The organism is Streptomyces sp. NPDC018000, assembly GCF_044328025.1.
Classification (GTDB): Bacteria; Actinomycetota; Actinomycetes; order Streptomycetales; family Streptomycetaceae; genus Streptomyces.
Window position 1 is genome coordinate 35,964 of the sequence record NZ_JBIRGM010000005.1, and the last position, 13,627, is coordinate 49,590.

Annotated in this window: 15 protein-coding genes; 6 read left to right on the plus strand and 9 right to left on the minus strand. The window is 68.7% G+C overall.

Annotated elements, in window-relative coordinates:
* On the minus strand, positions 1 to 708 hold the full coding sequence (locus ACH4EW_RS14610; protein ID WP_398256190.1) for a succinate dehydrogenase: 708 nt from the start codon (positions 706 to 708) through the stop codon (positions 1 to 3).
* Positions 709 to 803: 95 nt separating this feature from the next.
* Between ACH4EW_RS14610 and ACH4EW_RS14615 the strand changes: the two genes are divergently transcribed.
* Positions 804 to 1,733, plus strand: a complete 930-nt coding sequence (locus ACH4EW_RS14615) for a LysR family transcriptional regulator (RefSeq protein WP_398256192.1) — start codon at positions 804 to 806, stop codon at positions 1,731 to 1,733.
* Between the two features lie 58 nt (positions 1,734 to 1,791).
* Here ACH4EW_RS14615 and ACH4EW_RS14620 read toward each other — a convergent pair whose 3' ends face one another.
* The 4 genes from ACH4EW_RS14620 to ACH4EW_RS14635 form a co-directional block, all read right to left on the minus strand.
* Positions 1,792 to 3,966 (minus strand): putative bifunctional diguanylate cyclase/phosphodiesterase, encoded by a 2,175-nt coding sequence (locus tag ACH4EW_RS14620; protein WP_398256195.1) that lies wholly within the window; start codon positions 3,964 to 3,966, stop codon positions 1,792 to 1,794.
* Positions 3,963 to 4,781 (minus strand): SAM-dependent methyltransferase, encoded by an 819-nt coding sequence (locus ACH4EW_RS14625; protein WP_398256198.1) that lies wholly within the window; start codon positions 4,779 to 4,781, stop codon positions 3,963 to 3,965. Before ACH4EW_RS14625 ends, ACH4EW_RS14620 begins: the two co-directional genes overlap by 4 nt.
* Positions 4,782 to 5,000: 219 nt before the next feature.
* Positions 5,001 to 5,123 carry a hypothetical protein gene (locus ACH4EW_RS14630; protein ID WP_398256848.1) on the minus strand — a complete coding sequence of 41 codons (123 nt, stop codon included), beginning with the start codon at positions 5,121 to 5,123 and terminating at the stop codon, positions 5,001 to 5,003.
* Positions 5,074 to 5,298: a hypothetical protein gene (locus ACH4EW_RS14635; protein WP_398256201.1), complete on the minus strand. Its 225-nt coding sequence runs from the start codon at positions 5,296 to 5,298 to the stop codon at positions 5,074 to 5,076. Before ACH4EW_RS14635 ends, ACH4EW_RS14630 begins: the two co-directional genes overlap by 50 nt.
* A 742-nt stretch (positions 5,299 to 6,040) precedes the next feature.
* Between ACH4EW_RS14635 and ACH4EW_RS14640 the strand changes: the two genes are divergently transcribed.
* From ACH4EW_RS14640 to ACH4EW_RS14660, 5 genes are all read left to right on the plus strand, one after another.
* The gene (locus ACH4EW_RS14640; RefSeq protein ID WP_398256203.1) at positions 6,041 to 6,202 is read left to right on the plus strand and encodes a hypothetical protein; all 162 of its coding nucleotides are present in this window, start codon (positions 6,041 to 6,043) and stop codon (positions 6,200 to 6,202) included.
* Between the two features lie 15 nt (positions 6,203 to 6,217).
* Complete coding sequence (locus ACH4EW_RS14645; RefSeq protein ID WP_398256206.1) at positions 6,218 to 6,985, plus strand: hypothetical protein; 768 nt, start codon at positions 6,218 to 6,220, stop codon at positions 6,983 to 6,985.
* A 646-nt stretch (positions 6,986 to 7,631) separates the two neighbouring features.
* Positions 7,632 to 7,904 (plus strand): hypothetical protein, encoded by a 273-nt coding sequence (locus ACH4EW_RS14650; protein ID WP_398256208.1) that lies wholly within the window; start codon positions 7,632 to 7,634, stop codon positions 7,902 to 7,904.
* Between the two features lie 85 nt (positions 7,905 to 7,989).
* Positions 7,990 to 9,438, plus strand: a complete 1,449-nt coding sequence (locus ACH4EW_RS14655; protein ID WP_398256211.1) for an amino acid permease — start codon at positions 7,990 to 7,992, stop codon at positions 9,436 to 9,438.
* A 244-nt stretch (positions 9,439 to 9,682) separates the two neighbouring features.
* Positions 9,683 to 10,252, plus strand: a complete 570-nt coding sequence (locus tag ACH4EW_RS14660) for a sigma-70 family RNA polymerase sigma factor (protein ID WP_398256213.1) — start codon at positions 9,683 to 9,685, stop codon at positions 10,250 to 10,252.
* On the opposite strand, the gene ACH4EW_RS14665 is transcribed toward ACH4EW_RS14660, so the two are convergent.
* The 4 genes from ACH4EW_RS14665 to ACH4EW_RS14680 form a co-directional block, all read right to left on the minus strand.
* Complete coding sequence (locus ACH4EW_RS14665; RefSeq protein ID WP_398256216.1) at positions 10,186 to 10,383, minus strand: zf-HC2 domain-containing protein; 198 nt, start codon at positions 10,381 to 10,383, stop codon at positions 10,186 to 10,188. The genes ACH4EW_RS14660 and ACH4EW_RS14665 overlap by 67 nt on opposite strands.
* A 138-nt stretch (positions 10,384 to 10,521) precedes the next feature.
* Positions 10,522 to 11,751, minus strand: coding sequence for a sensor histidine kinase (locus tag ACH4EW_RS14670; RefSeq protein ID WP_398256218.1), 1,230 nt, complete (start codon positions 11,749 to 11,751; stop codon positions 10,522 to 10,524).
* Positions 11,748 to 13,223 carry a cation acetate symporter gene (locus ACH4EW_RS14675; protein ID WP_398256221.1) on the minus strand — a complete coding sequence of 492 codons (1,476 nt, stop codon included), beginning with the start codon at positions 13,221 to 13,223 and terminating at the stop codon, positions 11,748 to 11,750. Before ACH4EW_RS14675 ends, ACH4EW_RS14670 begins: the two co-directional genes overlap by 4 nt.
* Complete coding sequence (locus ACH4EW_RS14680; protein ID WP_398256224.1) at positions 13,220 to 13,582, minus strand: hypothetical protein; 363 nt, start codon at positions 13,580 to 13,582, stop codon at positions 13,220 to 13,222. The genes ACH4EW_RS14675 and ACH4EW_RS14680 overlap by 4 nt, the downstream gene beginning before the upstream one ends.
* Positions 13,583 to 13,627 lie beyond the last annotated feature (45 nt).

A 13,627-nucleotide genomic window follows, 5' to 3' on the forward strand; every position in this document is an offset into this window, starting at 1 on the left:
TCAGCTCACGACTCCGGTCATGACGGCGACGGGTACGGAGATGAAGCCCACCGTCAGCACGAGTGCGAGGACGTTGGCGATGGTCTTGAGGGCACGGTCACGGGTCGCGTTACCCGCGCCGAGGGTCTGGGCGGCGCTCCAGAAGCCGTGCTGGACGTGGAGTCCGAGGGCGCACATGGCGACGATGTAGATCGTGTTGCCGTACCAGGTGGAGAAGGTGTCGATGACGTTCTGGTACGGGTGTCCGGACTGGAATCCGCCGGAGTGCACGGTGCCCGTCGTCAGGTCGAGGATGTGCCAGACGATGAACAGGGCGAGGATGATCCCGCCCCAGCGCATGGTCCGGGTGGCATAGCTGGCACGAGGCTTCTTGTGCACGTACTTGGCGGGGCGTGCCCTGATGTCGCGGCGGCTCAGCTGGTATGCGGAGATGGCGTGCAGCACCACGGCGGCGATGAGCACGACGCGGACGATCCACAGGGCCCACTCGTAGTGAAGGAAGGGTTCCCCCATGGTCCGCAGCCAGTGCGCGTAATGGTTGAACTCGCCGGGTCCGAAGAAGATCTTCAGGTTGCCGACCATATGGACAACCAAGTAGAGGAGCATGATCAGGCCACTCACGGCCATGATCGTCTTCTTGCCGACGGACGAGTCCCAGAGCGTACGCGTCATGGACGGCCGTCGGTCCGTCCGTGTTGCCGATGCCATGGACACGACGCTAGGGCCGGAAGACCCCATCAGTCCAAGACATGGATCAGCTCATCTTCATAGGCCTGAGCTATCGTGTCCGCTATTGTGAATGTATGCAGTTCCAGCAGCTGACGTATTTCGTGGCCGTGGCCGAGACCCGTCACTTCACCCGTGCCGCCGAGGAGGTGCACGTCTCGCAGCCATCGCTCTCCCAGCAGATCAGGGCGCTGGAGAACGAGCTGGGTGCGGAGCTGTTCAGCCGGGCCCGCGGCAACATCACTCTCACCGACGCGGGCGAGGCCCTGCTGCCGCTCGCACGGCGCATCCTCGCGGACGCCGACACCGCGCGCCACGAGGTGCAGGAGCTGGCCCAGCTGCGCAGGGGCCGGGTCCGGCTCGGCGCCACGCCCAGCCTCTGCACGGGCCTGCTCCCCGACGTACTGCGCGCCTTCCACGACCGGCACCCGGCGATCCAGCTGCTGCTGGAGGAGGGCGGCTCGCTCGATCTCGTACGGGAGCTGGCGCGCGGCGCACTCGATCTGGCCCTGGTCGTGCTGCCGCTGCCCACGGCGTCCCCCGCGCTCACCACGGTCGAGCTGCTCCAGGAGGATCTGGTCGTGGTGTCGTCGGCACAGGCGCAGCGGCCCGGCCGGGGCGGGAACGTAAGGATCGCCGACCTGCAGCGGGAATCTCTCGTGATGTTCCGGCACGGATACGACCTGCGCGAACTGACGGTCGCCGCCTGCCGGGCGGAGGGCTTCGAGCCTGCGTTCACGGTGGAGGGCGGGGAGATGGACGCGGTGCTCGGGTTCGTCCGGGCAGGGCTCGGGATCGCGGTGGTGCCCAGCATGGTCGCCGTCCGGGCGGGCCACGACCTGCGCACCACACCGCTGGCCCGCCCTGGCCTGCGGCGCACTATCGCACTCGCGCACCGCAGCGATGTGGCACCACCGCGCGCGGCGCGCGAGCTGCAGAAGGTGCTGCTCGCCAGCCGGACGGGACTGTCGAGCCCGTCCGGCGATCAGGGCGTGTTTCGAAGGTAGTGCTGTCCGCCCCCGGCCGGACGGGACTTCGAAACACGCCCCAAGGCCGGCCGCCCCCTCACACCGCGTCGGCCATCAGCAGTGAATGGATCCGGTCGGGCGCACCGGGCCGGGCGTAGTACCACCCCTGGGCCGTGTCGCACCCCAGCTCCCGCAACTGCTCCGCCTGGGCCCCGGTCTCCACACCCTCCACCGTGACCGCGAGGTCCAGGCTGTGCGCCAGCGAGACGATTCCCTCGACGATCTTCAGATCGACCGGGTCCGCCGGATGCTGCTGCATGCCTTGCGTGAAGGAACGGTCCAGCTTGAGCACGCTCACCGGAAGCCGGCGCAGGTTCGCCAGGTTCGAGTACCCGGTGCCGAAGTCGTCGAGCGCAATGTCGACCCCCATTTCCGACAGTTGCCGCAGCGGCTTGAGCAGATCGTCGTCCGCGCCGATGAGCGCGGACTCGGTGACCTCCAGGCACAGGGCCCCGGGTTCGAGCCCCGACCGCTCCAGCACGTCGACCGTCTCGGCGACCAGCCCCGGATGGTGCAACTGAGTCGGCGAGAGGTTGACATTTATCCGGAGCGGACCGCCGTCGCTGTGCCGCTCCTGCCAGAAGTTGGCCTGGCGCACGGATTCCTCCAGCACCCAGCGGCCGAGCGGCACGATCAGCCCGGTGTGCTCGGCGAGCGGGATGAACCGGTCGGGGCCGAGCACCCCGTGCTGCGGGTGGCACCAGCGCACCAGCGCCTCCGCACCGTGCACCGTGCCGTCGCCGAGGTGCACGAGGGGCTGATACTCGATGAAGAACTCACCGCGCTCCAGGGCGGCGGGCAGCGCGGTGGTCAGCCCGTGCCGGGTGATGGCACGGGCATCCGCCTCGGCGTCGGCGAGCTCGAAGCGGTTGCCGCCCGCCGACTTGGCCCGGTACATCGTGATGTCGGCGCTGCGCAGCACCTCGGCGGCGCTGCGTTCGCCGGCGGGTCCTTCGACGACTCCGATGGATCCGCGTACGGTCAGCTCACGGCCCTCCAGGCGGATCGGGGTTCCGAGGACGCCGAGCATGCGGCAGGCCAGCTCGTCGACCCCCGTCCGGGTGTCGGGGCCGGTGGTCAGGGCCACGAACTCGTCGCCGCCGAGACGCGCCACCATCTCGCCGGGCGCGGTCGCACAGCTCTGCAGTCGGTCCGCCACCTCGACCAGCAGCCGGTCCCCCGACGCGTGGCCCAGGCTGTCGTTGATCGCCTTGAAGCCGTCGAGGTCGAGGTAACACAGGCCGAAGCGGCTGCCGTCGTCGGCGGAGAGCGCTTTCTCCAGCCGCTCGAAGAACAGCGTCCGGTTGGGCAGGCCGGTGAGCGCGTCATGGGTGGCCTCGTACCGCAGCCGCAGGTTGAGCAGCCGGCGCTCCGTGGTGTCCTCCATGAGCGCCAGCTGGTACTCCGGCCTGCCCTCGGAATCACGCAGCAGTGAAACCGTCAGATTGGTCCACAGCACGGTGCCGTCGTTGCGGTAGTAGGCCTTCTCCACCCGGTAGTGCTCGCGTTCGCCGCGTACCAGCTCGTGGTAGTACTTCCAGACCTGCGGCGAGTCCTCTGGATGGACCCACTCGTTGATCCTGTGGCTGCGCACATGGTGTTCGAGCCCGCCGAACATCTGGGTGAGCGTGTCGTTGACCTCCAGCACATTGCCGTCCAGGTCGGCGATCCCGATGCCGATGGCCGCGCCCTTGAAGACGGCACGAAAACGTGCCTCGGTGGCGTGCAGAGCCTGCTCGGCGTCCGAGCGGGCGGTGAGCGCCGAGCGTGCGATGGCCTCCTGCTCGGAAAGGGTCCGCTCACGCAGCGCCTGGGTGAAGCCGCCCGCGAGGGCGTGCTGTATCCGGGCGCAGCGGGCCCTGCTGTCATCGGTCGACAGCGCCGTCACACCGTTGCTGCCGCAGTAGAGCACGAGGTACGAGTCGATGACGCCGAGCGTGCTGCTGAGCGCGTCCGGGGCCGTGCAGTGCGCGGCGACAAGAGCAACGCCCACCTCGCTCGCGGGCGTCACGTCGAAGGGCCGCGCGTGCAGGATGTCGCTGAGGGCGCGGGCCAGCGGCAGCAGATGCTGTTCGAACTCCGTGCGCGTCATGGAGGTGGCCGTCGAAGGGAAGATGGCCCTGCTCCAGATCGTGGCGAATCTCCGGAGCCGGTCCTCGGGGCCGTCGGGCTCCGCGCCGGGCGCTCCGGACGATTGGGCGGGAATGCTCACGCCTTGCGTCCCACTCCTGCGAAGCCCGAGAAGGCAAATGGGTCCTCGTACTCCATCGCATGCGGGGCGTCGGGCCTCCAGTTCGGCATCGACACGAGTCCGGGCTCGACCATCTCGTACCCCTCGAAGAAGCGGGCGACCTCTTCGCGTGCCCGCATGACCAGGGGGTTGCGGATGTTCTTGTAGACGCCGACCGCGCCGCCCGCCTTCTCCTGGGTGAGCGGAATCCCCTCGTACGAGGCGTGAGTGACGACGATGAGGCTGCCGGGGGCGAGTGCCTCGCGCAGCTCGGCGACCGCGGCGTGCGGGTCGTCGGAGTCCTCGATGAAGTGAAGTACGGCGACGAGCAGCAGGGCCACCGGTCTGTCCAGGTCGAGCAGTTCGGTGACGTCCGGGCTTTTCACGATCTCCTGCGGGCGGCGCAGATCCGCGGCGGCGATCACCGCCCGGTCGTTGCCCTCGAGTACGGCCCGGCTGTGCGCGACCGCAACGGGGTCGTGATCGACATACGCCACCCGGGCCTCGGGGTCGGCCGTCTGTGCGATCTCGTGCACATTGCCGAAAGTCGGTATTCCGGAACCGATGTCCAGAAACTGAGTAATGCCCTCGCTCACCGCATAACACACAGCCCTGCGCATAAAGGCGCGATTCGCCTGCATGATCTTGGGGAGTCCCGGCATGAACTCCATGGCCTTGCGAGCCGCTTCCCGGTCCACCTCGAAATTGTGCGATCCGCCAAGATAGAAGTCGTACATGCGAGACACGCTCGGCACCGAAATGTCTATGCCTTGCGGTGCCCAGGCGGGACGCTCCATCGATGTCTCCAACAAGTCGCCACGGCGATCCGGCCATGTTCATGGTCAGTGTTGACCAGAGGCTACTGATCGACCGCCAGGAGAGCGAGCGGAAACGGAAATTAGTCGTCCGTTATTGGTCACACGCCAGTGGCATGTGCAACCAGCACGTCGCTGCATGTGACATTTGGTGACGGACCGGCTTCGGAGAGCCGCTGTCCGGCTACTTGGGCGTTCCGATCAGTTTGGCGGCGGGGGTACCGCGTACCATGTGCCCCCGACGCCCTGGCCGTTGGTGTCTCCGGGCTTCACATCACCGGATAAGGTATGGACCGGTCGGCAGTCGAGGGCTTGTTGTTTGATTCCGTCGGGCCGATTGAGGGCGCCAAAGCCCTTGGTCGTGACGCCTTTGGCGTTTTTCTTCGCCAATGGCGGCAACGACCGGCCACTTCGAGAGGCAGACGCCTGTGCAGGCCGGCTTCATCGGCCATGCGACGTCCTTCTTGAACCGGTAGACCGTCGTGCCATGCTTGTCCACGCCGATGTCCCCGATTTTCGGATCCTTGCGGACTCAAAGCCCCGTGGGTTCGGCCGGTTCGGCGCCGACGGGCCGCCGGTGCTCACCACTGCCTTCTTGGCGTCCGGTGCGACGGACTCGCGGAGTCCTCGCCGAAGCGGTGCGGGGCCGCCGCCCTCACTGCGAGCGAGGCGTTCCGCCAGGTGCTCATGTCAACTCCTGTTCGCATAAGGATCGTTGTGACACGTCTTGGCGTCACCCATGGCCCTGGGTACGGGCGGCGGCCCCCTCTTTGTTCAACGCGTGCACGGAATTTCCCTGAACCGCAAACCCTCGGCGCCCCATGTCCCCACCATCGGGCGAATCCGGTCCGCCCCCGGCGTGCCCTGCAGCCGGCCGGAACATGCTCCCCGTCGTGTACGGATCACTCATAGGCCGGCTCACCGCAGCCGTCGCACTTCTCTGGCTGCTGACCGCCCCGGCACCCGCGGTGGCGGACAGCTGCGCGTACGCCTCCATCGGTGAGGGCGGCGGGAGTTCGGCGATCGTTGTGTCGGGCGACGGTCGCTGTCACGCGGGCCCGGTGCCCAAGCCGACTTCTCCGCCCGCATCTCCACCCCCGCCTCCACCACCCCCGCCCGCACCTCCACCACCCCTGCCTCCTCCACCCCCATCTCCACCGCCCCCACCTCCCTCTCCACCCCCGGCACCGCCCCGACCGGAACCGGAGCCCGTGCCGCCGCCTCCTTCGCCCTCGCCCTCCGTGCGCCCTGCACCTCCCGCGCCCCGGCCCGTGGCGCTCCCCGCCTACCGCAAGCCGCCGCACATGGTCCGGCGGCGGGGCACCTCCCTGGTCACCCTCACCCTGCTGATCACGGCCCCCGCGGTGTTCGCCGTCGCCGTGCTGCGTCCCCGCTCCCGATGACCTCCGGAGGAAACCATGTCTGAATGGCTTGTTCTCACCCTCGCCATGGTCGCGGCGAGCGCCGTCGTCCTGACCATCGCCGTACTCAACAACCGCCGGATCAAAGACGATGACGACCCGTCCGAGACCCCTGACGTCATCGAGTACATGACGATGATGATCGGTGTGGTCTACGCGATCGTGCTCGGCCTGGCCATCGCGGGCGTCTGGGAGGGCCGCAGCGCCGCCCAGGAGTACGTACGCCAGGAGGCGCAGGCACTGCACGAGGTGAAAGTCCGCTCCGCCGTCTACCCGGCAGAGGTGCGCGCGCGCATCCGCGCCGACGTCGACGCCTACGTCCGCCATGTCGTCCACGACGAGTGGCGGTCGATGAGCGAGCACGGTTCTCTCACCGACGAGGGCGCCCGGCTCCTCGGTAAAGTACGCACCGACGTCACCGGCTACCGGCCTGGGAACGATCACGAGGGGCAGGCATATCAGCCATTGGTCGACCAGGTCGCCGCAGCCGACGACGCACGCAGCGCACGCGGGCAGAGTGCCGGTGCGACCATGCCGGGCGTGGTCTGGTTCGGCCTGATCATCGGGGCGCTGGTGACCGTCGGGCTGATCTTCACGCTGCAGATCCGCAGAACCTTCCGCGAACTGCTGCTGGCCGGCCTCTTCAGCGTCCTGATCGCCTTTCTGCTCTTCCTGATCTGGGACTTCGACTCCCCCTTCGGCCGGGGCATCTCGGCCACCGCGGCACCGCTTCTCGACCTGATCCCCGGCGCGGCGGGCGGATAGCGGTCCGCGGAAATGCCGGTGGTGCGCCGCTCGGGGGAAACCGGTGCCCCGGGCGGCGCACTCCGATCGCGAGCGAAAAGCGAAACTTCTAGCGTTTGGCGCGTCGAGGTGCACATCTGACGCTATGTGGAAGTCCGATCCGCAATTGCTCCTCGGGGACCCGGAGGATTCACCCATGGACGCAATAGGTGTCGCACCCGTCGCCCTGCTCGGCGTTGCCGCTCTCGCCCTGACCGCTCCGGCTGCACCGCGTACGCCGCGACGTCGGGAGGCGCGTCCTCCGCGACCGGATACACCGTCACTCCGTCGGTGATCGCGCCGGGGAGCCAGGTCGTCCTGGCCGCCCGGGGGTGCTCCACAACCGCCACAGCCGGCTCCGGAGTGTTCGACACGGTCACCGTTCCCAGGGGCGGGGCCGTCGCGGCCGACTCGGTGGCAGCGTCGACAGAATGAACGCCGCGGAGACAGCCGCCGGAACGACGGTGGTCACGGCCACCGCCACCATCCATGTCGTACGTGAGCGCAAAGAGAGCCGCCCGCACTGAGAGCAGCGCAGTGCGGGACGGCGCCACCCGTTCGCCCTTCCCTGATCGCCTCCCGGCTGTCTGGCGCCTAGCGTTCCAAGCGTCGCGACGAAGGGAGAGTCATGGGCCGGGACAACTGGCGCGTCGAACGGACCAGGCACTCGCCGTGGGGCGCCCTCGCCCTGGTGCTGCTCACCGGCCTGGCATTGATGCAGAACGGCGCGGACTTCTCCCTGGCCCCTCCCCGGCTGATCGCCGTCACCTCCGCCGGCCTCCATCAGGCAGCCCCCGCAGCCCCGGCAGCACCTGTGGGGGCTGTCGCCGGGAAGCCACACCTGGCGGGACCGCGGCCTCTCCATGACAGCCGCGCACTCAACGGGGCCGCAGCGCCGTGATCCGGTAGCAGTCGTCTTTCGTGCCGGTCCCGCCCGGGTCGTCATGAGCGCCCGTCAGAGAAGGCCGTCAGCGGAGAGGTGACTCATGGCAAAGCTCCGAGCGGGCGAGGGTGTACTGCGCCGGAAGCCGATCGAGCAGATCGCCGAGGCAGGACCGGCGGGAGACGTCACCACTCGGCTCACCAGATCGCTCGGGCTGTGGCAGCTCACCGCGATCGGCGTGGGCGGCATCATCGGCGCCGGTATCTTCACCCTTGCCGGCACGGTGGCGAACGGCACCGCAGGGCCCGCGGTCCTGCTCTCCTTCTTGATCGCGGGCGTGGCGAGCGCGGCGGCCGCCTTCAGCTACGCGGAGTTCGCGGGTCTGATCCCGAAGGCCGGCTCCGCCTACACCTATGGATACGCGGTACTCGGCGAGTTGGTCGGCTGGTTCATCGGCTGGGACCTGCTGCTGGAGTACACGGCGATCGTGGCCGTGGTCGCGATCGGCATCTCCGGCTACTTCAGCTTTCTGCTCGGCGAGATGGGGCTCGAACTGCCGAAGTGGATGCTGGGCGCGCCCGGCACCGGGCCGGGCCATCGGGTGGACCTGTCCGCCGCGCTGCTCTGCCTGCTCGTGGCGTACCTCCTGACCCTCGGCATCAAGAACGCGGCCCGCTTCGAAACGGTCGTGGTCGTCCTGAAGGTCCTGGTCGTCCTGCTGGTCATCGGCGTCGGGATGTTCCACATCAACACCGCCAACTACAACCCCTTCTTCCCGTTCGGAGTGAGCGGCGCCTTCACCGGTGCGGCCACCGTGTTCTTCGCGGTGTTCGGGTACGACGCCATGTCGACGGCGGCCGAGGAGTCGAAGGATGCCCAGCAGCACATGCCGAAGGCGATCCTGTACTCCCTCGGGATCTCCATGGTGCTCTATGTGGCGGCTTGTCTGGTGCTGACGGGGATGCAGAGCTACAAGGACATCGACCCGGAGTCCGGATTCTCCACGGCCTTCAAATCGGTGGGGCTCAGCGGACTCGCCGATGTGATCGCGGTGGGCGCGATCATCGGCATCCTCACGGTGATGTTCACCTTCATGCTCGGAGTGACCCGGGTGTGGTTCTCGATGAGCCGCGACGGGCTGCTGCCGAAGTGGTTCGCCAAGACCCACCCGACCCGGCACGTACCGACCCGGGTGACCTGGATCGTCGGCGCGGCATCGGCCGTGATCGCCGGGTTCCTGCCCATCGGCGAGGCCGCCGAGCTGACGAACATCGGCATTCTGCTGGCGTTCGTGGTGGTGTGCATCGCGGTGATCGTGCTGCGTTACAAGCAGCCCGGTCTGCCGCGTACCTTCCGTACCCCCGGCATGCCGTACGTGCCGGCCCTGGGTGTGGTGTTCTCGATCTGGCTGGTCACCTTCCTGCACTGGCAGACGTGGGCACGGTTCGCAGTGTGGTTCCTGATCGGTCTCGTCATCTATTTCGGCTACTCGTACCGGAAGTCGGAGATGGCGAAGGCACCGGAAGCGAGTGCGGGGCAGGGTACGGGGTGATCCGACACCCGGTGCTCCTCGGTCCCGTCCGCTGAGGCGGCGGCCGGGGGCGGCGCACCGGCCGCCCGAGCCCGTACGAACACCCCGTCGACCGCCGCCCGACCGCTCACCGCACCATTCGCCGCACTGTGCGACCGCTCGTCGCACGGAGCCGCCCGTCGACTGTTCCTCGGCGCCCCGATGGGTTCGTATACGCCAGTCGGCAGCGAAGCGGCAGGCTCCGCACGGGGAAGGGACGTTCACGATGACCACCACGACGACCGATGAGCGGGCCCTGGCGGATCTCCAGCGGGAGCACGGCCCCGCCCTGTTCCACTTCCTGCTCGGGCTGACCTTCGGCGACCGGCAGCGGGCCGAGGATCTGCTTCAGGAGACGCTGGTACGGGCCTGGCAGCATCCGGAGGCCTTCGACGCCCCGTACGACTCGATGCGGCCCTGGCTCTTCACCGTCGCACGGCGCCTCGCGATCGATGCGCGCCGCTCCAGGCAGGCCCGGCCGACCGAGGTCGGTGAAGTGGTGCTGGAATCAGCCGCGGGCGAGGAGGACACCGCCGAGTCCACGGTCTCGGCCCTCGATGTACGTGATGCGGTACGCGCCCTCAGCCCGGAACACCGCGCGGTCCTCGTCCAGATATATTTCCGCGGGCTGAGCGTGGCCGAGACGGCCCGGGCTCTCGGTATTCCGGCGGGCACGGTCAAGTCCCGGTGCTACTACGCGCTGCGTCAGCTCTCCCGTAACCTGCCGGGCTACTCCAGCAGGTCCTCCTCGCTGAGCAGGGCGAGCAGCGACACGGCCTCCGCGACCTCCACATAGTCGGCGGCGCAGCGGTCGCAGGACCGCAGATGGCCGGCGACGCTGCGGGTCTCACCGGCCACGAGCGCATCAAGGACATAGGCGCCGAGCAACTGCCGCACGTGCGGGCCCTCCCCGGGATCGGCGGTCATCGCATCCTCGTGTCGTGAACGGATCCGGTCGTGACGAATCCTGCTCTTCTGGCCACGCGGGGCGCACCCCCCGGGTTCAATGCTCCGTGAAACCCGGTGCCGAGAAGAGAGAGGCGAGACGGGGATACGCCCGGAACGTCAGGTACCGTGCACCCCCGCACGGTACTTGGGCAGCCTTACCGTGATCTTCATCCCGGCGCCGATTCCCGTCTCGATGACAAGTCCGTAGTCGTCCCCGTACACCTGGCGCAGCCGCTCGTCGACGTTCAGCAGTCCGATTCCGGTGGAGTGGCCGCCCTGGCCGCGCAGGATGCGGCGCAGGCGTTCCGGGTCCATTCCGGTGCCGTCGTCCTCGATGACGACCTCGGCCTCGGAGCCTGCATCGAGTGCGCGGATGGTGATGCGGGTCGGGGTCTCCCCTGCTCCAGCGGAGTCGAGAGCTCGGGGAAGGGTGACGGCTCCTTCGAGGCCGTGTTTGACGGCGTTCTCGACCAGGGGCTGGAGGCAGAGGAACGGCAGGGTGACGGGCAGCACTTCGGGGGCGACCTGGAGTGTGACCACGAGCCGTTCGCCGAATCGGGCCCGTACGAGTGCCAGGTACTGGTCGATGGAGTGGAGTTCATCGGCGAGGGTGGTGAAGTCGCCGTGGCTGCGGAACGAGTAGCGGGTGAAGTCGGCGAATTCCAGCAGAAGTTCGCGAGCCTGCTCCGGGTCGGTGCGGACGAACGAGGCGATGGCGGCAAGTGAGTTGAAGATGAAGTGCGGGGAGATCTGGGCCCGCAGCGCCCTGATCTCGGCCTCGATGAGCTGGGTGCGGGAGCGGTCGAGTTCGGCGAGTTCCAGCTGTACGCAAACCCAGCGGGCCACTTCTCCGGCCGCTCTGGCCAGTACCGCGGATTCACGCGGGGCGTAGGCGATGAGGGCGCCGAGGACCCGGTGGTCGACGGTGAGCGGCACGGCGACGGCCCAGCGCAGCGGGCAGTCGAGGTCGTCGCAGTCGCTGTGGAAGGCGGTGTCGCGGCCGCTGGCGAGGAGGTCCTGCACCTGGTCCATGACGTGCCGGCCGTGGTGTTCGCCCTCGCCGTCCCAGACGAGGACCCGGTCGCGGTCGGTGAGGCAGAGGGCGTCGGTGCCGAGCAGGGAGCGGAGCCTGCGGGCCGACTTGCGGGCGCTCTCCTCCGTGAGTCCGGCGCGCAGCGGGGGCGCGGCGAGCGAGGCGGTGTGCAGGGTCTCGAAGGTGGCGTACTCGACGGGGGTTCCGACGTCGCTGGTACGGACCGGGCGGGCGATGCGACGGCCGAGCAGGAAGCCCGCGCCGAGCAGCAGGAGGACGAGCATGACGAGTACGGCGTATCCGGCCCCGGTCATCGGTTTCTCCCCAGCGCTTCCGGCAGGTGGAAGCGGGTCATGGCGGCGTTCGTACCGGGAGGTATCCGGCAGGGCGTGGCGAGGGACACCAGGACCATGGCAAGGAAGCCGACCGGCACCGACCAGACGGCGGGCCAGGCGAGCAGTGCGTGCGGCCAGCCGGGCGGGCGTACCGCGCCGCTGACGGTGATGGCGACGGACAGGAACGCGGAGCCACCGCCGAGCAGCAGCCCGGCGACCGCGCCGGGTGGGGTGAGCCGCCGCCACCAGATGCCGAGGACCAGCAGCGGGCAGAAGGAGGACGCGGAGACGGCGAATGCCATGCCGACCGAGTCGGCCACCGGCACCCGGCTGACCATCAGCGAACCGGCCAGCGGTACACACATGGCGAGGACGGTGGCCAGCCGGAAGTGCCGTACCCCGCGCGACGGAAGCACGTCCTGGGTGATGACTCCGGCGACCGCCATCGTGAGGCCGGAGGCGGTCGACAGGAACGCGGCGAAGGCACCGCCCGCGATGAGCGCTCCGAGCAGTTCCCCGCCGAGCCCGCCGATGACCCGTTCGGGCAGCAGCAGCACGGCGGCATCCGCGTCCCCGCCGTGGATCAGCTCGGGGGCGTACAGCCTGCCCAGTGCGCCGTAGACCGGTGGCAGCAGGTAGAACACGCCGATGAGCGCGAGGACGGCGACTGTCGTGCGGCGGGCGTCGCGGCCGTTGGGGCTGGTGTAGAAGCGGACGACGACATGCGGGAGACCCATGGTGCCGAGGAATGTCGCGATGATCAGCCCGTAGGTGGCGTACAGCGGATGGTCGGCGCGGAAGACGGAGAGCTGCTCGTCGAAGGTGACGCGGGGCTGCCCGTCGCCCTGCCAGGCGAGCACCAGGAAGATCGCGGGGACGAGGAGTGCGGTCAGTTTCAGCCAGTACTGGAAGACCTGTACGAAGGTGATGGACCGCATGCCGCCCGCGGCGACGGCGATGACGACCACGGACGCCACGAGCACATCGCCGAGCCGGCCGGGCGCCCCGGTAAGGATCTTGAGCGTAAGCCCCGCGCCCTGGAGCTGCGGTACAAGATAGAGCCAGCCCGCCGCGACGACGAAGACGCTCACCAGCCTGCGCACCTGTCGCGATTCCAGCCGCCCCTCGGCGAAGTCGGGCAGGGTGTACGCCCCCGAGCGGCGCAGCGGTGCGGCGACGAAGACCAGCAGCACGAGATAGCCCGCGGTGTATCCGACCGGGTACCAGAGCATGTCCGGGCCGTGCACGAGCACCAGGCCGGCGATGCCGAGGAAGGAGGCGGCGGAAAGGTATTCGCCGCTGATCGCGGCGGCGTTGAGCCGGGGTCGTACGGTGCGTGAAGCCACGTAGAAGTCGGAGGTGGTACGGGAGATGCGCAGCCCGAAACCGCCGACGAGGACGGTCGCGACGACGACGACGGCGACAGCCGCCACCGCGTACGTACGGCTCACTGTGCGGTGCGGCCTTCCACGAGCCGGACGAAGTCGCGTTCGTTGCGCTCGGCCCGTCGCACGTACCACCAGGCAGTCAGGGTCAGTGGCGGATAGGCGGCGAACCCGAGGACGGCCCAGACGAGCGCGGCGCTGTGCAGGGCTTCGAAGACCAGCGGCAGCGTGCCGACGACCACGGCGAGAACGGTGAACGCGGTAAGTGCGGCGCGCAGTTGGCTGCGCATCAGCGAACGGACGTAGGCGCCGCCGAGTGCGGTCTGCTCGTCGATCTCCGACTGGGTGCGGTAGCGCGGCAGCGGGCGCACCCGCCGGGGTTCCCCCGTCACCACTTCACGCCGGGGTGTTGGCTCTGCGGACATGGGCCCGGAGTGTACGCAGCACCGGTCCGCCGTGGGAAGAGTTCG

Excerpts from the sequence above, each read along its gene's own strand:
- ACH4EW_RS14610 (WP_398256190.1), bottom strand. The coding sequence starts at position 708 with ATGGCATCGGCAACACGGACGGACCGACGGCCGTCCATGACGCGTACG.
- ACH4EW_RS14615 (WP_398256192.1), top strand. The coding sequence starts at position 804 with ATGCAGTTCCAGCAGCTGACGTATTTCGTGGCCGTGGCCGAGACCCGT.
- ACH4EW_RS14625 (WP_398256198.1), bottom strand. The coding sequence starts at position 4,781 with ATGGAGCGTCCCGCCTGGGCACCGCAAGGCATAGACATTTCGGTGCCG.
- ACH4EW_RS14645 (WP_398256206.1), top strand. The coding sequence starts at position 6,218 with ATGTCTGAATGGCTTGTTCTCACCCTCGCCATGGTCGCGGCGAGCGCC.
- ACH4EW_RS14650 (WP_398256208.1), top strand. The coding sequence starts at position 7,632 with ATGGGCCGGGACAACTGGCGCGTCGAACGGACCAGGCACTCGCCGTGG.
- ACH4EW_RS14655 (WP_398256211.1), top strand. The coding sequence starts at position 7,990 with ATGGCAAAGCTCCGAGCGGGCGAGGGTGTACTGCGCCGGAAGCCGATC.
- ACH4EW_RS14660 (WP_398256213.1), top strand. The coding sequence starts at position 9,683 with ATGACCACCACGACGACCGATGAGCGGGCCCTGGCGGATCTCCAGCGG.
- ACH4EW_RS14665 (WP_398256216.1), bottom strand. The coding sequence starts at position 10,383 with ATGACCGCCGATCCCGGGGAGGGCCCGCACGTGCGGCAGTTGCTCGGC.
- ACH4EW_RS14670 (WP_398256218.1), bottom strand. The coding sequence starts at position 11,751 with ATGACCGGGGCCGGATACGCCGTACTCGTCATGCTCGTCCTCCTGCTG.
- ACH4EW_RS14680 (WP_398256224.1), bottom strand. The coding sequence starts at position 13,582 with ATGTCCGCAGAGCCAACACCCCGGCGTGAAGTGGTGACGGGGGAACCC.